This window comes from Blastococcus sp. HT6-30 (genome assembly GCF_039729015.1).
GTDB lineage: Bacteria > Actinomycetota > Actinomycetes > Mycobacteriales > Geodermatophilaceae > Blastococcus.
Genome location: NZ_CP155792.1, coordinates 2,678,613 through 2,702,904 on the forward strand (window position 1 = coordinate 2,678,613; position 24,292 = coordinate 2,702,904).

Here is a 24,292-nt window from a genome sequence, read left to right on the forward strand (position 1 = left end):
TGTCGGGTCGTCGGCCGGGCGGCCGTATCGGTGGGGCCCCGCCCTGGGTGCGGGAGGGGCGATGCGGCGTTCACCGTGCCCGGCCGTTGTTTCCGGCGACGTCGGCATCGCGTTTCCGGGTCGTGAACTCCGCACCGCGTGTCCGACCTTTTCGTTGCAGGCGTGTTGCGGCGGCTCGGGACGGGGCGCCGATGACTCCGTCCGGACGTCGGCGGGTCGCTAATTGCAAACTCTGTGCAATAAGGTCGACCCCGTGCACGTCCCCGATGGCTTCCTCGACGTCCCCACCTCCGTGGCCACCGGCGCGCTCGCCGCCGGGACGGTCGCGCTGGCCCTCCGCAGGACCCGCGCCGAGCTCGACGACCGCACCGCCCCGCTCGCCGGGCTCACCGCGGCTTTCGTCTTCGCGGGCCAGATGATCAACTTCCCCGTCGCCGCCGGCACCAGCGGCCACCTCATCGGCGCCGTGCTCACCGCTGTCCTGGTCGGCCCGTGGACGGCCGTGCTCTGCATGACGGCGGTGCTGCTCGTGCAGGCCGTGTTGTTCGCCGACGGCGGGCTGACCGCCCTGGGCACCAACGTCACGCTGATGGGCCTGCTCGCCGTGGTGGTCGGCTACGGGGTGTTCCGGGGGCTGGCGGCGGTGCTCCCCCGCACCCGCACCGGCGTGCTGGCCGCGTCCGGCGCGGCCGCCTTCCTCTCGGTGCCCGCAGCCGCCCTGACGTTCGTCGGGCTGTTCGCCCTGGGCGGCACGGTCGACCTGCCGCTCGGCACCGTCGCATCGGCGATGACCGGCGTGCACCTGCTCATCGGCATCGGCGAGGCCGCCATCACGGTGGCGGTGGTCGGTGCGGTGCTCGCCGTCCGGCCCGACCTGGTGCACGGGGCGCGCGGCCTGCGCACCGCCACCGTGCTCGAGGATCGCCGTCCGGCGGGCGCGGAGGTGGCCCGGTGAACCGCCGGGGTCGCAGCCTCTGGATCGCCGGGCTGGTCGCCGCCCTGGTCGTCGCGGGGATCGGAAGCTGGTACGCCAGCGCCTCCCCCGACGGCCTCGAGTGGGCCGCCGAGCAGTCCGGCTTCGCGCACACCGCCGAGGAGAGCGCCACGGCGGGCTCCCCGTTCGCCGACTACCTGGTCGACGGCGAGGAGAACCGGCTCTCGGCCGGCACCGCCGGGGTCGTGGGTGTCCTGCTCACCCTTGGCCTCGCCGGCGGCGTGACCTGGCTGCTCCGCCGCCGTGGCGCCGCCTCCGGCCGGAACTGACGTGGGAGCGGGCCACGGCGGCACCCTGACCGCCCGCTACCTGCCGGGCAGCACCGTCGTCCACCGCCTCCAGCCGCACGTCAAGCTCGTCGCGGTGCTGGCGTTCGCCGTCGTCGTCGTCGCCACCCCGGTCCACGCCCCGTGGGCCCCGGCCGCCTACGCCGGGTACCTGCTCGCCGTCCTGGGCACCGCCGCGCTGGCGGGGGTGGGTCCCGGCCGGCTGCTGCGGGGGCTGGTCGTCGAGGTGCCGTTCGTGGCGTTCGCCCTCCTGATGCCGTTCGTCGCCCGCGGGCCCCGCGTCGAGGTGCTCGGGCTCTCCCTCTCCGGGACCGGCCTGGCGGCCGGTGGCGGGCTGCTGGCCAAGGCGACGCTGTCGGTCCTGGCCGCCACCGTCCTCGCCGCGACGACGGAACCCCGGGCGCTGCTCCGCGGGCTGGAGCGGCTGCGGCTGCCGCAGGTGCTCGTGCAGATCCTGATGTTCATGATCCGCTACGCCGACGTCGTGGGCGGCGAACTGCACCGCATGCGGGTGGCCCGGGAGTCCCGTGGCTTCACCGGCGGCGGGCTCCGCGGGCTGCGGGTGCTCGGCGCCACCGCCGGCGCCCTGTTCGTCCGGTCCTACGAGCGGGGCGAGCGGGTGCACCTGGCGATGCTCAGCCGCGGCTACCGCGGCACCGTGCCGGCCGGACCGTCGGCCGCGGTCGCGCCGCGGGAGTGGGCGCTCGGGCTCGGCCTGCCCCTGGTGGCGGCCGCGGTGCTGCTCGCGGGGATGCTGCTGGGGTGAGCGCACCTCCGCCGTCCCTGCTGGTCGAGGACCTCGCCTTCGCCTACCCCGACGGGCACCAGGCGTTGTTCGGCGTGGACCTGCGGGTGGAGCGCGGCGAGCGGGTCGCTCTGCTGGGCCCCAACGGTGCGGGCAAGACGACGCTGGTGCAGCACCTCAACGGCATCCTGCGGGCCGGCCGCGGGCAGGTGACCGTCGCCGGCCTGCCCGTGCAGAAGAAGACCCTCCAGGAGATCCGCCGCCGGGTCGGCGTGGTGTTCCAGGACCCCGACGACCAGCTCTTCATGCCGACCGTCGGCGAGGACGTGGCGTTCGGCCCGCGCAACCTCGGCCTGCCCGAGGAGGAGGTGGCCGCCCGCGTGGCCGCCGCGCTGGAGACGGTGCGCATGGGCGACACCACCGACCGCCCCCCGCACCACCTGTCCTTCGGGCAGCGCCGCCGGGTCGCCGTCGCCACGGTGCTGGCGATGCAGCCGGAGATCGTCGTCCTCGACGAGCCGTCCTCGAACCTGGACCCGGCCGGCCGCCGCGAGCTGGCCGAGGTGCTCGCCGACCTCCCGGTCACCCTGCTGATGGTCACCCACGACCTGCCCTACGCCGCCCAGCTGTGCGCCCGGTCGGTGATCCTCGACGGCGGCACCGTGGTGGCCGACGGCCCGACGGGCGAGCTGCTCACCGACGCCCCGCTCCTGGCCGCGCACCGGCTCGAGCTCCCGTACGGCTTCACGCCGGCCGGCTGAGCCGGCGGACGCGCCGCCTGCTCAGACCTCGCCGACGAGCCCCTCGGCGAACGCCCGCGGCTCGAAGGGCGCGAGGTCGTCGGGGCCCTCGCCGAGACCGATGAGCTTGACCGGGATCCCGAGCTCCTGCTGCACGCGGACGACGATGCCGCCCTTCGCGGTGCCGTCCAGCTTGGTCAGCACCACGCCGGTGACGGTCACGGCCTCGGTGAACACCCGCGCCTGGACGACGCCGTTCTGCCCGGTGGTGGCGTCGAGGACCAGCAGCACCTCGGTGACCGGCGCCTGCTTCTCCACGACCCGCTTGACCTTGCCCAGCTCGTCCATCAGCCCCGACTTGGTGTGCAGCCGCCCCGCGGTGTCCACCACGACGGTGTCCACCTCCGCTTCGACGCCGGTACGGACCGCCTCGAAGGCGACGGCTGCGGGGTCGCCGCCCTCCCGGCCGCGGACGGTGAGCACGCCCACGCGCTCGCCCCAGGTCTCCAGCTGGTCGGCGGCCGCGGCGCGGAAGGTGTCCGCGGCGCCGAGGAGGACGCTCCTGCCGTCACCGACGAGCACGCGGGCGAGCTTGCCGACGGTGGTGGTCTTGCCGGCGCCGTTCACCCCGACGACCAGCACCACACCCGGCCGCCCCTCGTGGCGGGCGGTGCCGAGGGATCGGTCGAGGTCGGGACCCAGCACGGCCGTCAGCTCGCGCACCAGCAGCTCGCGCAGGTCCGCCCCCGAGGCGGTCGCCAGCACCATCGACTGGGTGCGCAGCCGTTCCACGATCTGGGTGGTGGCCGCCACGCCGACGTCGGCGGCGAGCAGGGTCTCCTCGATCTCCTCCCAGTCGTCCTCGGTCAGCTTCTCCCGGGCCAGGACGGTGAGCAGGCCGCGGCCCAGCGAGGACTGCGAGCGGGCGAGCCGGGAGCGCAGCCGCACCAGCCGGCCGGCCGAGGGCAGCGGTGTGTCGAAGACCAGGCCCGGCTCGGGCTCGGCCGGGGGCAGCTCGACGGCCGGCGGCGCATCCGGGGAGACCGCGTCGGGCTGTGCGACGTCGGGCAGGCCGAGGCCGGAGGCGGTGGCACCGGTCGGCCGCCGCTCGTCGGCCGGCGGCGCGGGCGGCCGTGGCCGGGTCAGCGTCGTGCCGCTGACGGCGTCGTCGTCGAGGCGCGTGGTCCGCCGGCCACGGCCGACGAGGAGGCTGACCCCGGTGATCAGGGCGACCAGCAGGATCGCGATGGCGATCAGCACGAATTCCATGCCCGCGAGTCTTCCAGCCGCGTCCCGGTCGTGGCGGCGGGGACACCGGCTGACGAGCGCGGCGGCCGTGGGCCAGGCTGTGCCCATGCCACCCGCTGCCGACAGCGCTCCTACCCTCGTGCTGGGGCCGCTCCTGCGGCACGTCGACCCCGTGTCGGCCACCGTCTGGGTCGAGACCGACCGCCCCTGCGAGGTCGCCGTCCTCGGCCGGAGCGCGCGCACCTTCTGCGTCGGCGTCCACCACTACGCGCTGGTCGTCGTGGAGGACCTCGAGCCCGGAAGCACCACGCCGTACGAGGTCCGCCTGGACGACGTCCGGGTGTGGCCGCCCGAGGACTCGGCGTTCCCGGCCAGCCGGATCCGGACGCCGGGCGGTCCGGGTGCGTTCCGGCTGGCCTTCGGCTCCTGCCGCTACGCCAGCCCCGGCACCGTCGCGGCCTCGGAGGGCATCCCGCCGGACGCCCTGGACCTCTACGCCGACCAGGTGGCGGCCCTGCCGGAGGACCGCTGGCCCGACGCGCTGGTCCTGCTGGGCGACCAGGTGTACGCCGACGAGCTGAGCGAGCACACCAGGTCGCTGCTGCACCGCCGGCATGACGGGCGCACCGGGCACCGGTCCCCGGACGACGAGATCGTGGACTTCGAGGAGTACACCCGGCTGTACTACGAGTCCTGGCAGGACCCCCGGGTGCGGTGGCTGCTGTCGACCATCCCGTCGTCCATGATCTTCGACGACCACGAGATGATCGACGACTGGAACACCTCGGCGGCCTGGCGGGCCACGGCCTCCCAGCAGCCCTGGTGGCACGGGCGGATCACCGGCGGCCTGGTCAGCTACTGGGTGTACCAGCACCTGGGCAACCTCAGCCCGCGGGAGCTGGCCGAGAGCAAGGCCTGGCAGGCGATCCAGGGGCTGGGCGCGGACGACCCCGCGCGGGACGCCGAGCCGGTGCTGCGCGAGATGGCCGAGCTGGCCGACGCCGAACCGGCGACGATCCGGTGGAGCTTCGTGCGGCACTGGGGCGACGTGCGGCTGATCATGGTCGACAGCCGGGCGGGCCGGGTCCTGGAGGAGCAGCACCGCCGGATGCTCGACGAGGACGAGTTCGCCTGGGTCGAGGCCGCGATGCGCCGCGCCGTGGACGAGGGCGTGGAGCACCTCATCGTCGGCACCTCGCTGCCCTGGCTGCTGCCGCACGCGATCCACAACCTGGAGCGGTGGAACGAGACGCTCAACGTGCGGCACCACGGCCGCTGGCGTGGCCGGATCGCCGAGGCGATCCGGCAGGCGGCCGACCTGGAGCACTGGTCGGCCTTCAGCCACTCCTTCGAGCGGCTGGGCGCGGCGCTGACCGCCGTCGCCCGCGGGGACCACGGCCGGGCTCCCGCCACGGCGCTGGTCCTCTCCGGCGACGTCCACCACGCCTACGCCGCCGAGCTGGTGCGTCCCGGCGGGCTCCGGGCCCGGGTGCACCAGCTGACCGTCTCCCCGCTGCACAACCAGGCGCCGCACCCGATCCGCGTCGGCTTCCGGGTCGGCTGGAGCCGGGCGGCGCGCCGGTGGACCGAGCGCCTGGCGCGGCTGGTCCGGGCCGAGCCCACCAGCCTGGACTGGGACAAGAACGCCGGACCCTTCTTCGGCAACCAGATCGGCGAGCTCGTGCTGGACGGCCGGGAGGCCCGGTTCCTGCTGTCGGTGTCGGAGCGGGGCGACGAGCACCTGCGGCAGGTGCTCGACGAGCCGCTGTCCGGCGGGTGACAGGCTGGACGCATGACTGGTGTGCACGGGGTGCGGCCCGCCCCGGGTCCCGACCAGCCCCCGATCCCGGTACGGCTGGCCACCTTCAACACCCACCACGGCGTGGGCGACGACGCGCGGCACGACCTGCCGCGGCTGGCCAAGCTGCTGGCCTCGGTGGACGCCGACGTCATCTGCCTGCAGGAGGTGGACCGCCACTTCGGCGAGCGCAGCGAGGACGTCGACCAGGCGTTGCTGCTCTCCCGGGCGCTGGACATGCAACTGGCCTGGGGTCCGGCGATCGACGAGGGCCGCCCCGGCGACCGGCCGCCCCGCCAGTACGGCAACGCGCTCCTCTCGCGGTTGCCCATCCTGATCAGCGACGTCCACCGGCTGCCCGGTTCCGGTGAGCCGCGCAGCGCGCTGCGGACGATGGTCGAGCTCGACGGCGGCGCGCTGTGGATCACCGCCACGCACCTGACCACCCGGTCGGCCGGGGAACGGGCCACGCAGGTCGCCTCTCTGGCCGGCCTGCACACCGAGTCGATGGAGACCGGCGTCCTGGTCGGTGACTTCAACGCCGAGCCCGACGCTCCGGAGCTCGACGTGCTACGGCAGCGCTTCACCGACGCCTGGCGGCTGGCCCGGGCCCGCGACGACCAGGCGGGCTGGAGGATCTGGCAGAAGGACGCCGGCAGGACCCACCCGGCCCGGTCGCCGCACCGGCGCATCGACCAGGTGTGGGTGTCCTCCGGGGTGGCCGTGGCCGGGGCCTACGTGCTCGACGCCGAGGGCGCCTCGGACCACCTCCCGGTCGTCGTCGACCTGGAGATCCGCAGCGGGGTCTAGGCGGACTCGGCCTCGCGGAGCCGCTGGCTGATGACGCCGGTGATGCCGTCGCCGCGCATGCTGACGCCGTAGAGGGCGTCGGCGATCTCCATCGTCCGCTTCTGGTGGGTGATGATGATCAGCTGCGAGGTGGCGCGGAGCTGCTCCACGAGCACCAGCAGCCGGCCGAGGTTGACGTCGTCCAGCGCCGCCTCCACCTCGTCGAGCACGTAGAACGGCGAGGGGCGGGCGCGGAAGATCGCCACCAGCAGCGCGACCGCCGTCAGCGACCGCTCCCCGCCGGAGAGCAGCGACAGCCGTTTCACCTTCTTGCCGGGCGGGCGCGCCTCCACCTCCACGCCGGTGGTCAGCATGTTCTCCGGGTCGGTGAGCACCAGGCGGCCCGAGCCCCCGGGGAAGAGGGTGGCGAAGACCTGCTCGAACTCGCGGGCGACGTCGGCGAAGGCCGCGGCGAAGACGTCGTGGATGCGCCCGTCGACCTCCCGGACGACGGTCAGCAAGTCCTTGCGGGTGTTCTTGAGGTCCTCCAGCTGGGTGGCGAGGAAGGTGTGCCGCTCCTCCAGGGCGGCGAACTCCTCCAGGGCCAGCGGGTTGACCTTGCCGAGGGTGGTGAGGTCCCGCTCGGCGCGGGCGACCCGCCGCTCCTGCACCGCCCGGTCGTAGGGCTGCGGCTCGGGCACCGGCTGCCCGGCGGCCTCCGCCTCGGCGACCAGCTGGGGCGCCGGGGGCACCGGCGTCGCGGGGCCGTACTCCCCCACCAGCGTCGGCAGGTCGACGCCGAACTCCTCGGCGGCACGGCTCTCCAGCGACTCGATGCGGTACCGCTGCTCGGTGCGGGCCACCTCGTCGCGGTGCACCTCTTCGGTGAGCCGGTCGAGCTCCGCGGTGGCCGCACGCACCCGGCCGCGCACCTCCAGCAGCTCCGCCTCCGCCGAGCTCCGGGCCGCGGCGAGGGCGTCCCGCTCGGCCGCGGCGCGGGACAGCGATGCCCCGAGGGCGGCCAGCGCGGCCTCGGCGTCCCGTCGCACGCGGGCGGCCACGGCCGCGCCGCGCTCCCGCGCGATCCGCGCCGCGGCGGCCCGCTCCCGGGCCGCCCGCTCCTGCCGGGCCTGGCGGCGCAGCGACTCCGCACGCCCCTGCAGCGCCCGCGCCCGCTCCTCGGCGGTGCGCACGGCCAGCCGGGCCTCGGTCTCGGCCTGCCGGGCGGCGGCCACCTCGGCTCGCAGCCGGTCGCGGTCCTCGGTGGGCGGCTCGTCCTCGACCGGAGCGGCCTGGGCTTCGGCGAGCCGGCCCTCCAGCGTCGACAGCGCGGTCGCGGCCCGCTCCAGCGACTCCTCGGCCCGCACCCGGGCGGCCGCGTGCCGCTCGGCCTCGGCGGCGGCCGAGCGCGCCGCGGCGCCCAGCTCGGCCAGGGCGGCGGCCTCGGCGGAGCGGCTGCGGTCGGCGGCCTGCCGGGCGGCCAGGGCGGTGTCGACGTCGGCGGAGCGCTCCTGCGCCGTGCGCCGGGCCTCGGCCAGCTCGTCGGCGAGCTGCGCGGCGTGCGCGGTGGCGGCGGCCAGCTCGGCGGCGGCCTCGTCGACCCGCGCGCGCAGCTCCAGGTTCGAGGGCGCGTCGGCCTGCCCACCGAGCGCCCAGTCGGCGCCGAGGAGGTCGCCGATCGCGGTGACGGCGCGCACCCGGGGGTGCGTGCGGACCAGCCGGACGGCGGCGTCCAGGTCGGCGACGAGGGCGACCCGCTCCAGAGCCCGCGCGAGGGCCGGCCGCAGCGGCCCGGGTGCCCGCACCACGTCCAGGGCCCAGCGGGCGCCGTCGGGGAGCTCGGGCCAGCCGTCCCGCGGGACCGGCGGCAGCCCACCGGTGACCAGCAGGCCGGCGCGGCCCCCGCCGCTGCCGCTCAGGTGCGCCAGCGCCGCGGCGGCCTCGGCCACGCCCGACACGACGACGGCGTCGGCCATGCCCCCGAGCGCGGCGGCCAGGGCGACCTCGTCGCCGGGCGTGACGGTCAGCTGTTCGGGCAGCGGGCCGACCACGCCGGCCAGCCCGGCGCCGAGCACCGCGGCCGCACCGTCGGCCGGGGTCAGCCCGAGAGCGAGGGCGTCCCGGCGGGCCTGCCACGAGGCGCGGTCGCGCTCCGCGGCCCGCTCGGCCTCGGCCAGCTCGGTCACCCGGCGGGCGGCCGCGGCGTGGGCGGCCACGGCGTCCTCGTGCGCCGCGACGAGCGCGACGTCGGTGTCCTCCTGCTCGGCGACCTGACCCCGGCGGTCGGCCAGCCGCTCGGCGGCGACCTCCGCACGGCCGGCGGCCTCGGCCGCGGCGGAGGCGAGCCGGTCGATCTCGGCCTGCCCGGCGCCCACCCGCGAGCGCGCCGCGGCGACCTCACCGGACAGGCGGGCCAGGCTCTCCCGGCGGTCGGCCAGCGCGCGGGCCGCCGCGACCCAGGCCTTCTCCGCCTCGGCCAGCGATCGCTCGAGGTCGGTGCGGCCGGCCACCACCCGGGCCAGCCGTTCGCGTTCCGCAGCCAACCCGGCGGCGAGCTCGGCCTCGGTCGTCGCGACGCGCTCGGCCTCGGCGTCGAGCTGCTCGGGATCGCGGCCGCTCGCCGCCGCCGGCGCGGCCGCGGAGAGGTGGCGGTGCCGCTCGGCGGCCAGCTGGGAGGCGCTGCGGAAGCGCTCCCCGAGGGCGGAGAGCCGGTACCAGGTGTCCGACGCCGCCTGGAGCCGCGGGGCGCCGGCGGCGAGCCCGCTCTCCAGCTCGGACTCCCGGCGGGAGACGACGGCGAGGTCGCGCTCCACCACGGCGCGGCGCTCGCGGGCCGCCGTCTCGTCGGCGACGTCCCGGTCCAGCGCGTCGCGGAGCTGCACGAGGTCGTCGGCGAGCAGCCGGAGGCGGGCGTCGCGGAGGTCGGCCTGGACCCCGGCCGCGCGGCGGGCCACCTCGGCCTGCCGGCCCAGTGGCTTGAGCTGACGGCGGAGCTCCGCGGTGAGGTCGGCCAGCCGGTCGAGGTTGGCCTGCATCCCGTCGAGCTTGCGGAGCGCCTTCTCCTTGCGCTTGCGGTGCTTGAGGACGCCGGCGGCCTCCTCGACGAAGGCGCGCCGGTCCTCCGGGCGGCCGGAGAGGACGGCGTCGAGCTGGCCCTGGCCGACGATGACGTGCATCTCCCGGCCGATGCCGGAGTCGCTCAGCAGCTCCTGGACGTCGAGCAGGCGCACCTTGTCGCCGTTGATCTCGTACTCGCTCTCCCCGGAGCGGTACATGCGGCGGGTGATCGACACCTCGGTGTACTCGATCGGCAGCGCGCCGTCGGAGTTGTCGATGGTCAGGGTGACCTCGGCCCGGCCGAGGGCGGGGCGGCCGGCGGTGCCGGCGAAGATGACGTCCTCCATCTTGCCGCCGCGCAGGCTCTTCGCCCCCTGCTCGCCGAGGACCCAGGAGATGGCGTCGACGACGTTGGACTTGCCCGACCCGTTGGGGCCGACGACGGCGGTGATCCCGGGCTCGAGCCGTAGCGTGGTGGCGGACGCGAAGGACTTGAAGCCCTTCAGCGTGAGGCTCGACAGGTGCACGGGAAGAGGACTCTAGCGCCGGAACGGCGCGGTCAGGTGTCCCGCGGGGCGGCTGGTACGCGAGTGACGGTCAGCAGGACACCACCGCCGGCCCGTCCAGGGCGCCGCCGCCCCGAGCGTGCGGGGAGCGAAGGATGCGGTCCGTTCTCAGGCGAGCGCGGGCTCGGCGTTGTCGCCGGCCATGGAGAGCAGCTCGTGGGCGATGGCGGCGTCCCGCTGGGCGCGCAGCTCGGCCAGCTCGAGCTCCAGCCGGCGGACCTTGGCGCGGAGGACCGCGTTCTCCTCGACTACCCGGAGCTCCGCGGGGGTGACGATCGAACCGAACAGGGCCTTGGCCATGGCTGTGACGGCCTTTCGAAGCGAGAGGGGTGACCGGCGCCCCGGAGACCGGTCGGCGCGGGTCGGGTCATCCCAGGGTGACACCCGCCGATCCCCAGGTCAACGGCGGCCACGCGGGGCTCAGGTGTCCGGGTGGTGTCGTCTTCGTCACGTCCGGGTGACGGCTCAGGCCTTCCGTCGCGCCCGGGGGCGGGGCTGGCAGACCGGGCAGCTGTAGCTGGAGCGGTTCATGAACTGCTCCCGGACGACGGCCGTGCCGCACCGCGGGCAGGGCCGGTCCTCCTGCCCGTAGACGGCCAGGTGACGCGAGAAATAGCCGCTCTGCCCGTTCACGTCGACGTAGAGGGAGTCGAACGACGTCCCGCCCTGCGCCAGCGACTCCCCGAGGACGTCCCGGACACCCTCCAGCAGCGCGGCGACCTGCGGGCGGGTGAGCCTGTCGGTGGGCCGGGCGCCGTGCAGCCGGGCGCGCCAGAGCGCCTCGTCGGCGTAGATGTTGCCGACCCCGCCGATGAGGGTCTGGTCCAGCAGCGCGCGCTTGACCTCCGTGCGGCGCCGGCGGAGCGCCGCGGTGAAGCCGTCGACGTCGAACGCCGGGTCCAGGGGGTCGATGGCGATGTGGGCGAGCCGGCCCGGCAGGTCGTCCCCTGCCGGCCCACCCGCCCCACCGCCCCGCGCGCACTCCTCCACCGCGAGTCCGCCGAAGGTCCGCTGGTCCACGAAGCGCAGCTCGCGGCCGCCGTCGGTGAAGGTGAACCGGGCCCGCAGGTGCGGCTCGTCGGGGGCGGAGCGCTTCTCGACCAGGAGCTGCCCGCTCATGCCCAGGTGCCCGACCATGGCACGGCCCGACGGCGTGCCGTCGGGCTCGGCGAGCGGCAGCCAGAGGTACTTCCCCCGCCGGTGCGCAGCGGTGAAGGTGCGCCCGGTGACCGCCTGCACGAAGTGGTCGGCGCCCTCGAGGTGCCGCCGCACCGCTCGGGGGTGGTGCACCTCGACGGTCTCCACCGTCCGGCCGGCGGCCCACTGCTCCAGGCCCCGGCGCACCACCTCGACCTCGGGCAGCTCCGGCACGGGACTACTCCTCCGACAGGGCGCGCCAGGCGACCTCGGCGGCCTCCTGCTCGGCGGCCTTCTTGGTGCGGCCGGTCCCGGTGCCCCGGACGATGCCGGCGAGCAGCACGGCCGCGCTGAAGGTCTTGGCGTGGTCGGGGCCCTCGTCGTCGACCCGGTAGAGCGGCGCACCGAGCCCCCGGGCGGCGCCGAGCTCCTGCAGGCTGGTCTTCCAGTCCAGGCCGGCGCCGCGGGTGGCCGACTCGACCAGCAGCGGGTCGAACAGCCGGTGCACGACCGCAGAGGCGGTGTCCAGGCCACAGCCCAGGTGGATCGCGCCGATGAGCGCCTCCAGGGCGTCGGCGAGGATCGAGTCCTTCTCCCGGCCGCCGGTGGTCTCCTCACCGCGGCCCAGCAACAGGTGCGGGCCGAGCCCGCCGTCGCCCAGCCGCCGGGCGACCTGGGCCAGCGACGTCATGTTGACCACCGAGGCACGCAGCTTGGCCAGCTGACCCTCGGGCAGGTCGGGCTGGCTGCGGTAGAGCTCGTCGGTGACGACCAGGCCGAGCACCGAGTCGCCCAGGAACTCCAGGCGCTCGTTGGTCGGCAGGCCGCCGTTCTCGTACGCGAAGGATCGGTGGGTGAGCACCAGGGGCAGCAGCCCGTCGGGCAGTTCGACGCCCAGGGCGTCTTTCAGCCAGGCGGCGGCCCGCTCGGCATGCTCCTCTCCACCGGGAGAGGCCGGGGGACGGCCGTCGGCGGCACCCTCGGGAGGGTGCTCGGCGGCCGTCGTCCCCACGGCGGTCACGTCCGGTCGGTCAGACCGAGAGGACCTGGCGACCGTCGTACTGGCCGCAGGTCGGGCAGGCCTGGTGCGGGGGCTTGAGCTCGCCGCAGGCACGGTTCGGGCACGGCGACAGGGTCGGCGCGGTGGCCTTCCACTGCGACCGGCGCATGCGGGTGTTGGCGCGCGACATCTTCCGCTTCGGAACGGCCACGATCAGTTCTCCTCTGGGGTGGTGGATTCGCCGGGGGTGCCCGGCGAGGAAGCGAAACGCTCCGCGAGGGCGGCCCACCGGGGGTCGGTCACCTCGTGGGTGTGGTCCTCCGGCAGGTCGTCGATGCGCCGGCCGCAGTCGACGCACAGGCCGCCGCAGTCCGGCGAGCAGACCGGCGACAACGGGAGGCTCAGCACGATGGTGTCCCGTGCCAGGGGCTCGAGGTCGAGGAAGTCGCCCTCGACCCGGCGCACCTCGTCCTCCTCGCTGGTGGCCTCGGTGGTGCTGCCCGCGTAGGCGTAGAGCTCCTGGACGTCGAGGGTCAGGGTGTCCTCGATCGGCTCGAGGCAGCGGGCGCAGGAACCGACGACGGGGACCTCGAGGTCCCCGCTGACCAGCACGCCCTCCATGACCGACTCCAGCCGCAGCCGCAGGTGGACGTCGGCGTTCCCGGGGACGCGGATCAGCTCCAGGCCCCAGCCCTCGGGAGCGGGCGCGGTGCGGTCCAGTTCGTGCATGGAGCCCGCGCGACGACCCAGTTCCCGGAGGTCGAACTTCCAGGGGTTGGCCGAGGGACGCCGGTCCTCGGGGGACGCGGCGCCGGAGCTGTTCGGGGAAGCGGCAGGCATGTCAGTACTCGCGGTCGGGAGCGGGAGGGGTGGCCGGCCGGGGCGGGAAGCCACCGGCGGTCGGACCAGGGGCCGAGACTACCCGATCCTCCGCCGGCACCCACCGTGCGGAAGGTCTCAGGGCTCCCGCAGGGTGCTGCGGGCCTTGCCCACCGAGCGCAGCATGCGCTCCAGCGTCGCGCCGAACTCGGCCAGCCGGGTGTCGACGTACTCGTCGACCTCCGCCCGCATCCGGGCGACCTCGGCGTGGGACTGCTCACCGAGCTCGTCGGCACGGGCGACGGCGGTGCGGTAGACCTCGGTCTCGGTGATCAGCCGCTCGTGCTCGGCCTGCGCCTCGTCGATCAGCGCGGCCCGGTGCTGCCGGCCTTCGTCGATCAGCGCCTCCGCCTCGGCCTCGGCCTCGAGCAGGATCTGCTCGGCGTCCGCCTGCGCGGCGGCGAGCAGCTCGTCGCGCTGCCGCCGGGCGGTGCCGATGATCTCGTCGCGCTGGCGGCGGGCCTGGCCGAGCAGCTGCTCGCTGTCCGCCCGGGTGCGGCCGGTGAGGCGCTCGGCCTCGGCCTGCGCCTGCTGCAGGATCTCGGTGCGCTGCTCGACGATCGCGCCGGCGGCCTGCACGTCCTCGGGCAGGGACTCCCGCAGGTCGTCGAGCAGGTCGAGCACGTGGTCGCGCGGCACCATGCAGGAGTTCGACATCGGCACGCTGCGAGCGTTCTCGATGACCGTCGTCAGCTCGTCGACGGTCTCGTACAGGCGGTAGACGACCTCGGTCGTGGCCCCGCGGGGCGGCCCGCCGCGGGGCGGCCGGGTCACGCCTCCCCCCGCCGGGCGTGCCCGGCCAGCCGGTCGTGGACCGCCTTGGGCACCAGCCGGGAGACGTCCCCGCCGAAGGTGGCGATCTGCTTGACCAGGCTGGAGGACAGGTGGCCGACCTGCGGGGCCGTGGGCACGAACAGGGTCTCGATGGCGGCCAGCTCGCGGTTCATCTGCGCCATCTGCAGCTCGTACTCGAAGTCGCTGACCGCGCGGAGCCCCTTGACGATCACCGGGATCCCGTGGGTGCGGCAGTAGTCGACCAGCAGTCCCTGGAAGCTGTCGACGGTGACGTTGGGGAGATCGGCCACGGCCTCCCGGAGGAGCTCCATGCGCTCCTCGACGGGAAACAGCCCCGCCTTCCCCGGGTTGACGAGCACGGCCACGACCAGCTCGTCGTAGAGCCCGGCGGCCCGGGTGATGACGTCGACGTGCCCGTTGGTGACCGGGTCGAAGGAACCAGGACAGACGGCACGCCTCACGGACGCCGACCGTACCGGAGCACGGCCTCGCCGTAGCGCCGCTCGCGCAGACCTTCCAGGGGTGTCGGCCACTCCCACCCCTGCTCGCGGCTCGACCGCTCCACCACGACGACACCTCCAGGGGCCAGCCAGTCCCGCGCCACCAGCGCCCGCAGCACGTCGCGCACCTCGTCGGTGGGGACGGCGTAGGGCGGGTCGGCGAGCACGACGTCGAAGGCCTGCGGTGCCGGACCGGCCACGACGGCGGGCACCGAACCGGCGACGACGCGCCCCCCGGGCAGGCCGACGGTGGCGAGGTTGGCCCGCAGGACGGGCAGCACCGCCCGGCCGGACTCCACGAAGACCACGGTGCCCGCCCCCCGGGACAGGGCCTCCAGGCCGAGCGCCCCGGACCCGGCGTACAGGTCGAGCACCGCCGCGCCGTCGAGGTCGACCAGTGGACCGAGGGAGTTGAACAGCGCGCCGCGGGCCTTGTCCCCGGTCGGGCGGACACCGGCCGGGGGCACCGTGAGCCGCCGCCCCTTGGCCACGCCGGCGATCACCCTGGTCACGTCAGCGGCTCCGTCCCGAGGCTCGCCCCGAGCGCGCGAGGGGTGCGGAGGACGGGGTCCTTCCTCACGCCTTCTCGAGCCACTCGGCGCGCTCGTCGCTGGCGAGCGCGGCCACCTCCGCCGCGAGCCCCGGGTGGTCGGCGAGCCCGCGCTCGGTGGCCAGCAGTGCGGTGGCCTCGCCGCGGGCCTCGGCGATGAGCTCCTCGTCCTCCAGGAGGGACAGCAGCTTGATGCCCGAGCGCCGACCGGACTGCGCCGCGCCCAGGACGTCGCCCTCGCGCCGGGTCTCGAGGTCGAGCCGGGCGAGCTCGAAGCCGTCGGACGTGGCGGCGACGGCGGCCAGCCGCTGACCCGTCGGGGACGACGACGGAGCGTCGGTGACCAGCAGGCAGAGACCCGGGTGCTTGCCGCGGGCCACCCGGCCGCGCAGCTGGTGCAGCTGGCTGACGCCGAACCGGTCGGCGTCCATGACCACCATCACGGTGGCGTTGGGCACGTCGACGCCCACCTCGACGACCGTGGTGGCGACCAGCACGTCGGTCGCACCCGTGGCGAAGGCGCGCATCACGCCGTCCTTCTCCTCGGGCGTCATCCGGCCGTGCAGGACGTCGAGCCGCAGCCCCGCCAGCGGGCCGCTGCGCAGCGCCTCGGCGACGTCCAGCACGGCCAGCGGGGGCCGGCGGTCGCCGCGGCCCTCGTCGTCGGGGGGTGCGCCGTCGGCGTCCTCCGGCTCGTCGTCGGCGCCGGCGACGTCGCCGATGCGCGGGCAGACCACGTAGGCCTGCCGGCCGGCGGCGATCTCCTCGCGCAGCCGGGCCCAGGCGCGGTCGATCCAGCCGGGTTTCTCCACGACCGGGACCACGGAGCTGGACACGCCCCCGCGGCCGCTGGGCAGCTGCCGGAGGGTGGAGATCTCCAGGTCGCCGTAGACGGTCATGGCCACGGTGCGCGGAATCGGGGTGGCGGTCATGACCAGCACGTGCGGTGGACGGCTGCCCTTGGCCCGCAGCGCGTCCCGCTGCTCCACGCCGAAGCGGTGCTGCTCGTCGACGACGACGAGGCCCAGGTCGGCGAAGTCGACCCCCTCCTGCAGCAGCGCGTGGGTGCCGATGACGATGCCCGCGCGTCCCTCGGCCACCTCGGCGCGGGCCTGGCGGCGGGGGGCGGCCTTGAGCGAGCCCGTGAGCAGGGTGACCCGGGTGCCGGCGGGGTCGCCGTCGAGCTCGCCGGCGCGGCCGAGCGGGCCGAGCAGCGCACGGATGCCACGGGCGTGCTGGGCGGCGAGCACCTCGGTCGGCGCGAGGAGCGCGGCCTGTCCCCCGGCGTCGACCACCTGGGCCATGGCCCGCAGCGCGACGACGGTCTTCCCCGAGCCCACCTCCCCCTGGAGGAGCCGGTGCATCGGCTTGTCCCGGTCGAGTTCGGCGGCCAGCTCCTCGCCGACGGCGCGCTGGCCGTCGGTCAGGGCGAACGGCAGGGCGGCGTCGACGGCGTCGAGCAGGCCGCCGGGCCTCCGGGGACGGGCGGTGCCCGGCTCCAGGGCCGCGGCCCGGCGGCGGGCGGCCAGCGTGAGCTGGAGGGTGAGCGCCTCGTCCCACTTCAGCCGGCGCTCGGCCCGCTCGACGTCCTGGCTGGTGGTGGGCCGGTGGATGTCGAGCAGGGCAGCAGGCAGGGAGAGCAGGCCGTGCCGGGTCCGGATCTCCTCGGGCAGCGGATCGGTGACCAGGTCCGCGAGGTTGCCGGCGCCGCCCAGCAGCAGTTTCACCGACTTCTGGATGACCCAGCTCGAGACGTCCTTGCTGGCCGGGTAGATGGGCACCAGCTCGCGCGCCCAGTCATCGTCGTCATCATCGCCGCTGAGCAGGTGCATGTCGGGGTGGGTGAACTGCAGCTTGCCCTGGTAGGTGCCGACGGTGCCGGCGAACATGCCCCAGACCCCGGGGGCCAGCCGCGCGTGCCGATGGCTGAAGAACACCAGCTTCATCGTGCCGGCGCCGTCGCCGACGGTGACCTCGGTGATCATGCCGCGGCGCTGCCGCATCGGCCGGGTGCTCACGGTCCTGACCTGGGCGAGCACCGTGACCCGGTCCCCGGGCTGGAGGTCGTCCAGCCGGGCCATCTCCCCCCGGCGCGCGTAGCGGCGGGGGTAGTGCCGCAGCAGGTGGCGGACCGTGTGCAGGCCGAGCTGGTCGGCCATGCCGGTGGCCGTCTTCGGGCCGAGCACCCGCGCCAGGGGCGTCTCCAGCGTCACGGCCACGGTCACTCCACCCCGATCTGCAACGGGAGCGAGCTCGGGCCGCCGCCGTAGCGGACGACCTCGATGGTCGGGTGGGCCGACGACAGGTGGCCGCACACGGCGTCGCCGAGCGCCTCGTCCGAGCCGACGACGAGCGTGGCCATCTCCCCACCGGCGGAGAGCAGCCGGTCCAGGAGGTCGCAGGCGACGGCGGCGAGCTCCGCGCCGATGACGACGACGTCGCCCTCCGCGGAGCCGAGCACGTCGCCGGGATGGCAGCGGCCAGCGGAGGTGAGCGCCTCCTGGTCGGCGACGGTCACCTCGGCCCAGCGGGTCGCGGCGGCCGCCTCGGCCATGGCGATGACGTCGTCGCCGAAACGCCGCTCCGGGTCGGCGACGGCCACGGCGGCCAACCCCTGGACCGGGGAGCGGGTCGGCACGACGCCGACCTCGCGACCGGCCTGGCGCGCCCGGGTGGCGGCCCGGGAGGCCGCCGGCAGCAGCCCCGCGTCGTTCGGCAGGACGGCCACCTCCTGCCCGCCGGAGGCGACGATCTCGCCGAACAGGTCGTCCTCGGTCACGCCGTCGGCGCCGCAGACGACGACCCGGACACCCTCCGTGTGGAAGAGCTCGGCGAGCCCGTCGCTGTGCACGGCGGCGACCACCGAACGGCGGCCGGGCACCGGTGCGGCCGGGCGCACCGGCGCGAGCGGGGTGACCGAGATGCGGTGCGGGCGACCTGCCTCGATGCCCGCCTCGATCGCCGCGCCGACGTCGGAGACGTGCACGTGGACGTTCCACTCGCGGCCGGTCGGGGTGTCCACGCCGACGACGACGAGGCTGTCCCCCAGCGCGGCCAGCCGCTCGTGCAGGCGGGCGACGGAGCTCTCGTCGGCGTCGGCCAGCAGGTACTGGACCTCGCTGCCGGGGCCGGGCGGCGGCTGGTGCGGCGCGTGCTCGGAACCGTGCCGCCGGCGGTGCCGGTCGGGACCGTCCAGGGCGGGCCGGGCCGGGTGGACGCCGGTGACGGTGCGGACGAGGGCGTCGAGGACCAGGGAGAGCCCGGCGCCACCGGCGTCGACGACGCCGGCCTCGCGGAGGGCGGCCAGCTGACCGGGCGTGCGCTCCAGGGCGGCGCGGGCGCCGTCGGCGGCGGCGAGCACGACGTCGGCGAGGCCGGTACGGCCCTCGTCGACCGCGGCGACGGCCGCCTCCCCGCTCGCCCGGGCGACGGTGAGGAATGTGCCCTCCTCCGGGTCGGCGACGGCGGTGTAGGCGCTCTCGGCGGCCTTGCGCAGCGCGGCGGCGAAGGCGGGCCCGTCGGCCGGGGGCTGGTGGGCCAGCTGGTCGGCCAGGCCGCGCAGGAGCTGGGCCAGGATCGTGCCGGAGTTGCCGCGCGCGGCGAGGACCGCACCGCGGGCCAGGACGGCCCACGGGGGCTCACCGCTCCCGGCCGAGTCGAGCGCGGCGAGGGCGCCCTCAGCGGTGTGCAGCAGGTTGGTGCCGGTGTCCCCGTCGGGCACCGGGAAGACGTTCAGGTCGTCGAGCCGGCCCCGGAAGTCGGACAGCGTCTCGACCGCGGCCCGGCACCACTGACCGACCGCGGCGTCGTCCAGCGCCGGCAGCACGGGGAGGAGGCTACCCATCCCTCCCGACGGAGCCCGCCGTCGCGAGCCCCGCCGGTCCTCGCGGAGGCCTCTCCGGAGGGCACCGCGACGTCCGGCGCGAAGAGCGGTTAGACTGCTGGACGGTCTTGATGCGGGTGCTGCCTTGCCCCGCCGTCTGTGAACGATTCTTTCTGGGAGTGATCCACCGTGGCTGCCGTGTGCGATGTGTGTGGCAAGGGCCCCGGTTTCGGTATGTCGGTGTCGCACTCGCACCGCCGCACGCCGCGCCGTTGGAACCCGAACATCCAGTCCGTGCGGGCGCTGATCGCCCCCGGCAACCGTCGCCGGATCAACGCGTGCACCTCGTGCATCCGCGCCGGCAAGGTCGCCCGCGCCTGAACCAGGGGGCCGTAGCCCCTCAGCTGGACACCCGGAGAACCCCGGAGGTCACCGACCTCCGGGGTTCTTCGCGCGCCCGGACGCCGGCGTCACCGCCCGAGGCCGCGTCCCCTCGCCGCCGTCACCACGATGTCGACGACCGTGTCCAGCGGCAGCGCGGTGGTGTCCACCACCACGTGGTAGTGGCCGGCCGCGGCCGGGTCGCACCGGTAGAAGTGCCGCACGTACGCCTCTCGAGCCCGGTCGTTCGCCGCCATCTCGCGCGCGATCTCGTGCCGGGGCCGCCCCGACCGCGCCACCGCGGCCGCCAGCCGCCGGTCGGCAGGACCGTCGAGCCGGACGTGCAGTGCGTCGGTCCGGTTCCGCAGCACCATCGCCCCCGCCCGGCCGAGCACCACCCCGCCGTCCCCCGCCGCGATCTCGCCCAGGATGCGCTCGGTCTGCTCCCGGTAGGCCCGGGCGTCGGGCAGCGTCGTCCCCGGCACCACGGCGCCCACGGGATCGGGCATGGTCCCCAGCGACGCCACCAGCCGCCAGAGCCCGCGGACGACGGTCTCGTCGTTGGCCTCGGCCTCCTCCACCGGAACGCCGAGCCGGCCGGCCACCTGCGCCGGGATCGCCCGGTCGTGGAACGGCAGGCCCAGCCGCGCGGCCACCGCCGGCCCCACCTCCGCGCCCGCGGCGCCGTAGGGTGCCGAGATCGTCACGACGCCCACGTCGATTCCTCCTCGCTCCCGAGCGGAGCCAGATCCTTGCCGAGGAACACCGCATCCGGCGAGCAGGCGTACACCCCGTACCCCTGGACGGGGACGTAGCCGAGCTCCCGGTACAGGGCGACCGCCTCCGGCTGCTTCCGGCCGGTGTTCAGCACCGCCGACCGGTGGCCGGCCAGCGCGGCGGTGGACTCCAGCTCCGCCATGAGCACCTGCGCCAGCCCCCGCCGGCGGAAGGCCGGCGCCACGTACACGCGCTTGATCTCGACACCTCCGGGCGGGTAGGCCCGCCACGCACCGCACCCCGCCGCCTCCCCGGCCACCTCCGCGACCAGGAACAGCCCGGCCGGCGGCAGGAACTCCGCCGGGTCGACGACGGCCGCGTCCCGGCCGCCGTACCGCGCCACGTACTCCTGCTGGACCGCCTCGACCATCTGCTGCGCCAACGGGTCGTCGTAGGGCAGGGGGCGCAGGCGCGCCACCGACCCGTCCCGCAGCACCCGCTCAGCCGAAGTGGACATGCCCCGCCATCTCCGCTCCCGCCGTCCGCAGCGCCTCCGCTGCGGCCTCACCGTCGACCCGGACCCCGGGGCCCGGCTTCCCCTGGCGCACCACCCCGATCGCCGTCCACCCCTCCGGCAGCGCCGCCTTCCGCGGGAACGTGGCCAGCAGGGCGTGGTCCTCGCCGCCGCTGAGCACCCACGCCATCGGGTCCACGCCCAGCGCCGAGCCCACCTGCTGCAGCGGGCCGACCGGCTCCAGGCACGCCCGCACCAGGGCGGCGCGGTCGAGGTCGAGCACCACGCCGCTGGCGGTCGCGATGTGCCCGGCGTCGGCCACCAGCCCGTCGCTCACGTCGCACATCGCGGTCGCCCCGGCGTCGGCCGCCGCCGGCCCCGCCGCGTAGGGCGGGGTGGGCCGCCGGTGCGCGTTCACCACGGCCAGCGGGCTGGTGAAGCCCCGGCGGAGCACCGCCAACCCCGCCGCCGACCAGCCCAGCCGGCCGGCGAGCGCCACGACGTGCCCGGGCCGGGCCCCGGAGCGCAGCACCGGCGCCCGGCCGCCCAGGTCACCGAGGGCGGTGACCGACAGGACGACCCCGGCGCTGTCGGGCGCGGCGGCCACGGTGTCGCCTCCGACCACCGCGGCCCCCTGCGGAGCGCACTCGTCGGCCAGCCCCGTCGCGACGCCCTCCAGCCAGCTCGTGGGCGTGTCCGCCGGGCAGGCCAGCCCCACGACCAGCGCCGTCGTGCGGCCACCCATCGCGGCGACGTCGGCCAGGTTCGCGGCGGCGGCCTTGTGCCCGACGTCCTCGGCCGAGGACCAGTTCCGCCGGAAGTGCCGGCCCTCGACGAGGACGTCGGTGGTCACGACGACGCGCTGGTCGGGCGTGCGCACCACGGCGGCGTCGTCCCCGGGCCCGACGACGGCGGCCGCCGCGGTGCCCGACCGGGCGAGCACGCGGCTGATCACCCCGAACTCGCCGACCACCCGCACGGTGTCGGCCGGATCGCCGCGCGGGACCAGCGGGCGGGGTCGGCTCATCGGTGCTCTCCAGTCGCTGCGGTAGGTTGCCGACGAGTCCGCCACCCGGCGGGGACGACGTCTCGGCACTGTTGCCGGAGGAAGGATCTCCCGTGGTCCACGCCTACATCCTCATCCAGACCGAGGTCGGCAAGGCCGCCCAGGTCGCCTCGACCATCAGCGAGATCAGCGGAGTCACCAAGGCCGAGGACGTCACCGGCCCGTACGACGTCATCGTCCGCGCCGAGGCCGACACCGTCGACGAGCTGGGCCGGCTCGTGGTCGCCCGCGTGCAGTCGGTCGACGGGATCACCCGGACGCTGACCTGCCCCGTCGTCAACATCTGAGCGGTCGCCCCGTGGACCCGCTGCGCCGGGCCGCGATCCTGATCACGGCGATCACGCTCCCGGTGGTGATCGCGCTGGTCGTCCTCGTCAACGTGCGCGGCGCCGACGACCCGACCGCCGGTCAGGACCTCCCGGCCGACATCGAGGGCGCGGCCCCGGTGCGTCCGGAGGACCTCCCGGTCCTGGAGCTGGCGACCCCGCCGGTCACGCCGGAGGCCGAGGCGTCCTGCCCCGACCTCATGGGCAACCTGCCGCTGGAGCTCGCCGGCGAGCCGTCCCGCCGCGTGCGGTCGGAGACCCCGTTCGTCTATGCCTGGGGCGAGCCGCCCGTCGTCCTCACGTGCGGGGTGGAGCGCCCCGCCGGCTGGACCGTGGGCGCCTCGGCCATCCAGATCAACGGCGTGCAGTGGCACGTCGACACCAGCGACCCCGACAGCACGGTGTGGACGGCGGTCGACCGGCCGGTCTACGTCGAGATGCGCCTGCCCGCCGGGGTCGACAGCGCCCCCGTCACCGCCCTCACCGTGCCGCTGGCCGAGGCGCTCCCCTACCAGGAACCCACGCCCGGCCCCTGAGGCCGCAGGAGCGCTCACGCGGGCGGCAGCAGCGCCAGCTGCTCCTCCAGCACGGCGCCGACCTCCCGGACCGCGTCCTCGGCCGTCGCGGCCACCGCGGTCACGGACACGCTGAAGACGCCGTGCCAGCACCACGCGAAGGCGGCCGGGTCCGCCAGCCCGGCCTCCGGCACGGGCGTGTCCACGGTGAGCAGCCGGCAGTTGGCGGGCAGCTCGGGCGGGTCCACGCTCAGCACCCCGCCGTAGAGCTCGGCGTCGTTGCGCGCCAGGTCCTCGGCGTAGGCGCCGGCGCCGGCGCGCTGGTGGAACTGGTCCACGAACACCCCGGTGATGGGCCCGGACTCGTGCCCCCAGAAGCGTTCCCAGCCGAACCGGTAGCCATAGCTGTCCAGCACCGCCAGCTCCCGCTCCGGGTCGGGCGCGTAGGCGGCGACGTCCTCCAGCTGCTTGGCCCCGGCCGGCGGCTCCACCTCGTCGTCGGGCAGCCGGGGCAGCCCGGAGGGCACCTCGCCGACGACCAGCTGCTCCAGCTCCGCCGCCGAGCCGGGCCGGTCCGAGGGCGGCACGGGCGTCGGGACGCCGTCGACCGCCCGCCCGCACCCGGTCAGCAGCGACAGGGCGACGAGCAGCCCGGGGGCGAGCCGGGCACGGGCGGCGGCCGCGCCGCCGGGGGCCGGCCGCCCCGCGGTCACCGGCCCGGCCGCGTGCCGTCGACCAGCGCCCCGCTCACCAGGCGGTCCACCAACTCGGCGAAGTCCACGCCGGTGGCGGCCCACATGCGGGCGAACATGGAGATCGGCGTGAAGCCGGGCATCGTGTTGACCTCGTTGATCACCAGCCGGTCCTCGCCGTCGGGCCCGGTGCCCAGGAAGAAGTCGACGCGGGCCAGCCCCCGGCAGTCCAGCGCCAGGTAGGCCCGGCGGGCGGCGTCCTGCACGGCGGCGATCCGCTCGGGGGTCAGGTCGGCCGGGATGTCGAACTCGGCGGCGTCGTCGAGGTACTTCGCCGCGAAGTCGTACCAGTCGACGCCGGGCCGCAGCCGGATCTCGGCCGGGAGGCTCGCCTCGGGCAGGCCGGAGCCGCGGGCGGCGAGCACGCCGCACTCGATCTCCCGGCCGGGCACGGCGGCCTCCACGATGACCTTCGGGTCGACCGCGGCGGCCGCGGCGACGGCGGCCGGGAACTGCGCCCAGTCGGTCACCCTGGTGATGCCGATGCTCGACCCGGCGCGGGCCGGCTTCACGAAGACCGGCAGGCCCAGGCGCTCGCGCGCCGCCTCGTCGAGGACCGCGGGGTCGGCGCACACGGCACCGTGCTCGTCGCGCAGCACGACGTGGTCGCCCTGCGGCAACCCCGCGGCCGCCAGCAGCTTCTTGGTGAACTCCTTGTCCATGGAGGCGGCGCTGGCGAACACCCCCGAGCCGACGTAGGGCAGCCCGGTCATCTCCAGCAGGCCCTGGACGGTGCCGTCCTCCCCGAAGGTCCCGTGCAGGACGGGGAAGACGACGTCGACCTCGGTGAGCGCCCGCCCGGTGCCGTCGCCGGGCTCGAGCACGGCCAGGCCCCGCGCCTCCGGGTCGCCGACCAGCGAGACCGCCCTGCCGCCGGTGACCTCGGGCAGCGCGCCCTCGGTGATCTCGAGCCGCTGGTCGGGGTCCGGCAGCACCCAGCGGCCGTCCCGGGCGATGCCGACGGGCACGACCTCGTACCGGCCAGGGTCGAGGGCGGCCATCACGCTGCCGGCCGAGACGCAGGAGATCGCGTGCTCCTCGCTGCGCCCCCCGAAGACGACCGCCACACGCACCCTGCCCGCCTGTCCGCTCATTGCGGGGACCCTAACCGAG

The 24,292-nt window shown here is 75.8% G+C and carries 26 protein-coding genes; 9 read left to right on the forward strand and 17 right to left on the reverse strand.

Features of this window, described 5'->3' with window-relative positions; translation table 11 throughout:
- Positions 1 to 253 precede the first annotated feature (253 nt).
- Genes ABC795_RS12915 through ABC795_RS12930 form a run of 4 tightly spaced genes read left to right on the forward strand, consistent with a single transcriptional unit; the run spans position 254 to position 2,787 of the window.
- Positions 254 to 955: an energy-coupling factor ABC transporter permease gene (locus ABC795_RS12915; protein ID WP_347057588.1), complete on the forward strand. Its 702-nt coding sequence runs from the start codon at positions 254 to 256 to the stop codon at positions 953 to 955.
- The gene (locus tag ABC795_RS12920) at positions 952 to 1,263 is read left to right on the forward strand and encodes a PDGLE domain-containing protein (RefSeq protein ID WP_347057589.1); all 312 of its coding nucleotides are present in this window, start codon (positions 952 to 954) and stop codon (positions 1,261 to 1,263) included. Before ABC795_RS12915 ends, ABC795_RS12920 begins: the two co-directional genes overlap by 4 nt.
- A 1-nt stretch (position 1,264) precedes the next feature.
- A complete protein-coding gene (cbiQ, locus tag ABC795_RS12925) occupies positions 1,265 to 2,047 on the forward strand; it encodes a cobalt ECF transporter T component CbiQ (RefSeq protein WP_347057590.1) in 783 nt (260 codons plus the stop codon).
- On the forward strand, positions 2,044 to 2,787 hold the full coding sequence (locus tag ABC795_RS12930) for an ABC transporter ATP-binding protein (protein WP_347057591.1): 744 nt from the start codon (positions 2,044 to 2,046) through the stop codon (positions 2,785 to 2,787). The genes cbiQ and ABC795_RS12930 overlap by 4 nt, the downstream gene beginning before the upstream one ends.
- A 21-nt stretch (positions 2,788 to 2,808) precedes the next feature.
- Here ABC795_RS12930 and ftsY read toward each other — a convergent pair whose 3' ends face one another.
- Complete coding sequence (gene ftsY / locus ABC795_RS12935) at positions 2,809 to 4,035, reverse strand: signal recognition particle-docking protein FtsY (protein ID WP_347057592.1); 1,227 nt, start codon at positions 4,033 to 4,035, stop codon at positions 2,809 to 2,811.
- 85 nt (positions 4,036 to 4,120) lie between these two features.
- Between ftsY and ABC795_RS12940 the strand changes: the two genes are divergently transcribed.
- Complete coding sequence (locus ABC795_RS12940; RefSeq protein WP_347057593.1) at positions 4,121 to 5,794, forward strand: alkaline phosphatase D family protein; 1,674 nt, start codon at positions 4,121 to 4,123, stop codon at positions 5,792 to 5,794.
- 12 nt (positions 5,795 to 5,806) lie between these two features.
- The gene (locus ABC795_RS12945; protein WP_347057594.1) at positions 5,807 to 6,622 is read left to right on the forward strand and encodes an endonuclease/exonuclease/phosphatase family protein; all 816 of its coding nucleotides are present in this window, start codon (positions 5,807 to 5,809) and stop codon (positions 6,620 to 6,622) included.
- Here the strand turns inward: ABC795_RS12945 and smc are convergent.
- From smc to ABC795_RS13000, 11 genes are all read right to left on the reverse strand, one after another.
- Positions 6,619 to 10,185, reverse strand: coding sequence for a chromosome segregation protein SMC (smc, locus tag ABC795_RS12950; protein ID WP_347057595.1), 3,567 nt, complete (start codon positions 10,183 to 10,185; stop codon positions 6,619 to 6,621). The genes ABC795_RS12945 and smc overlap by 4 nt on opposite strands.
- Positions 10,186 to 10,332: 147 nt before the next feature.
- Positions 10,333 to 10,524, reverse strand: coding sequence for a hypothetical protein (locus tag ABC795_RS12955; protein WP_347057597.1), 192 nt, complete (start codon positions 10,522 to 10,524; stop codon positions 10,333 to 10,335).
- Positions 10,525 to 10,689: 165 nt separating this feature from the next.
- The gene (gene mutM, locus ABC795_RS12960; protein ID WP_347057598.1) at positions 10,690 to 11,595 is read right to left on the reverse strand and encodes a bifunctional DNA-formamidopyrimidine glycosylase/DNA-(apurinic or apyrimidinic site) lyase; all 906 of its coding nucleotides are present in this window, start codon (positions 11,593 to 11,595) and stop codon (positions 10,690 to 10,692) included.
- Positions 11,596 to 11,599: 4 nt separating this feature from the next.
- Entirely contained in the window at positions 11,600 to 12,382 is a 783-nt protein-coding gene (gene rnc / locus ABC795_RS12965) for a ribonuclease III (protein ID WP_347057599.1), read from the reverse strand.
- 10 nt (positions 12,383 to 12,392) lie between these two features.
- Positions 12,393 to 12,572: a 50S ribosomal protein L32 gene (gene rpmF, locus ABC795_RS12970; protein WP_014377519.1), complete on the reverse strand. Its 180-nt coding sequence runs from the start codon at positions 12,570 to 12,572 to the stop codon at positions 12,393 to 12,395.
- 2 nt (positions 12,573 to 12,574) lie between these two features.
- Complete coding sequence (locus ABC795_RS12975; protein WP_347057600.1) at positions 12,575 to 13,201, reverse strand: DUF177 domain-containing protein; 627 nt, start codon at positions 13,199 to 13,201, stop codon at positions 12,575 to 12,577.
- 117 nt (positions 13,202 to 13,318) lie between these two features.
- Positions 13,319 to 14,014, reverse strand: a complete 696-nt coding sequence (locus ABC795_RS12980) for a hypothetical protein (protein ID WP_347057601.1) — start codon at positions 14,012 to 14,014, stop codon at positions 13,319 to 13,321.
- The gene (gene coaD, locus ABC795_RS12985) at positions 14,011 to 14,496 is read right to left on the reverse strand and encodes a pantetheine-phosphate adenylyltransferase (protein WP_347057602.1); all 486 of its coding nucleotides are present in this window, start codon (positions 14,494 to 14,496) and stop codon (positions 14,011 to 14,013) included. The genes ABC795_RS12980 and coaD overlap by 4 nt, the downstream gene beginning before the upstream one ends.
- On the reverse strand, positions 14,493 to 15,047 hold the full coding sequence (gene rsmD / locus ABC795_RS12990) for a 16S rRNA (guanine(966)-N(2))-methyltransferase RsmD (RefSeq protein ID WP_347057603.1): 555 nt from the start codon (positions 15,045 to 15,047) through the stop codon (positions 14,493 to 14,495). The genes coaD and rsmD overlap by 4 nt, the downstream gene beginning before the upstream one ends.
- Before the next feature lie 64 nt (positions 15,048 to 15,111).
- Positions 15,112 to 17,304 (reverse strand): ATP-dependent DNA helicase RecG, encoded by a 2,193-nt coding sequence (gene recG / locus ABC795_RS12995; protein WP_347057604.1) that lies wholly within the window; start codon positions 17,302 to 17,304, stop codon positions 15,112 to 15,114.
- A gap of 2 nt (positions 17,305 to 17,306) precedes the next feature.
- The gene (locus ABC795_RS13000) at positions 17,307 to 18,911 is read right to left on the reverse strand and encodes a DAK2 domain-containing protein (protein ID WP_347057605.1); all 1,605 of its coding nucleotides are present in this window, start codon (positions 18,909 to 18,911) and stop codon (positions 17,307 to 17,309) included.
- Between the two features lie 186 nt (positions 18,912 to 19,097).
- Between ABC795_RS13000 and rpmB the strand changes: the two genes are divergently transcribed.
- A complete protein-coding gene (rpmB, locus tag ABC795_RS13005; RefSeq protein WP_305999814.1) occupies positions 19,098 to 19,289 on the forward strand; it encodes a 50S ribosomal protein L28 in 192 nt (63 codons plus the stop codon).
- Positions 19,290 to 19,378: 89 nt separating this feature from the next.
- Here rpmB and ABC795_RS13010 read toward each other — a convergent pair whose 3' ends face one another.
- From ABC795_RS13010 to ABC795_RS13020, 3 genes are read right to left on the reverse strand one after another with little or no spacing between them, the layout of a single operon-like run.
- A complete protein-coding gene (locus tag ABC795_RS13010) occupies positions 19,379 to 19,996 on the reverse strand; it encodes a cytidylate kinase-like family protein (protein ID WP_347057606.1) in 618 nt (205 codons plus the stop codon).
- On the reverse strand, positions 19,993 to 20,523 hold the full coding sequence (locus ABC795_RS13015) for a GNAT family N-acetyltransferase (protein ID WP_347057607.1): 531 nt from the start codon (positions 20,521 to 20,523) through the stop codon (positions 19,993 to 19,995). The genes ABC795_RS13010 and ABC795_RS13015 overlap by 4 nt, the downstream gene beginning before the upstream one ends.
- The gene (locus tag ABC795_RS13020; RefSeq protein WP_347057608.1) at positions 20,507 to 21,547 is read right to left on the reverse strand and encodes a thiamine-phosphate kinase; all 1,041 of its coding nucleotides are present in this window, start codon (positions 21,545 to 21,547) and stop codon (positions 20,507 to 20,509) included. The genes ABC795_RS13015 and ABC795_RS13020 overlap by 17 nt, the downstream gene beginning before the upstream one ends.
- A gap of 92 nt (positions 21,548 to 21,639) precedes the next feature.
- Between ABC795_RS13020 and ABC795_RS13025 the strand changes: the two genes are divergently transcribed.
- Both ABC795_RS13025 and ABC795_RS13030 read left to right on the forward strand, forming a co-directional pair.
- Entirely contained in the window at positions 21,640 to 21,873 is a 234-nt protein-coding gene (locus ABC795_RS13025; RefSeq protein ID WP_224500414.1) for an Lrp/AsnC ligand binding domain-containing protein, read from the forward strand.
- A gap of 11 nt (positions 21,874 to 21,884) precedes the next feature.
- Entirely contained in the window at positions 21,885 to 22,448 is a 564-nt protein-coding gene (locus ABC795_RS13030) for a DUF3515 domain-containing protein (protein WP_347057609.1), read from the forward strand.
- Positions 22,449 to 22,462: 14 nt separating this feature from the next.
- On the opposite strand, the gene ABC795_RS13035 is transcribed toward ABC795_RS13030, so the two are convergent.
- Entirely contained in the window at positions 22,463 to 23,140 is a 678-nt protein-coding gene (locus ABC795_RS13035; RefSeq protein WP_347057610.1) for a hypothetical protein, read from the reverse strand.
- Entirely contained in the window at positions 23,137 to 24,273 is a 1,137-nt protein-coding gene (locus tag ABC795_RS13040; RefSeq protein ID WP_347057611.1) for a D-alanine--D-alanine ligase family protein, read from the reverse strand. The genes ABC795_RS13035 and ABC795_RS13040 overlap by 4 nt, the downstream gene beginning before the upstream one ends.
- Positions 24,274 to 24,292: the final 19 nt, after the last annotated feature.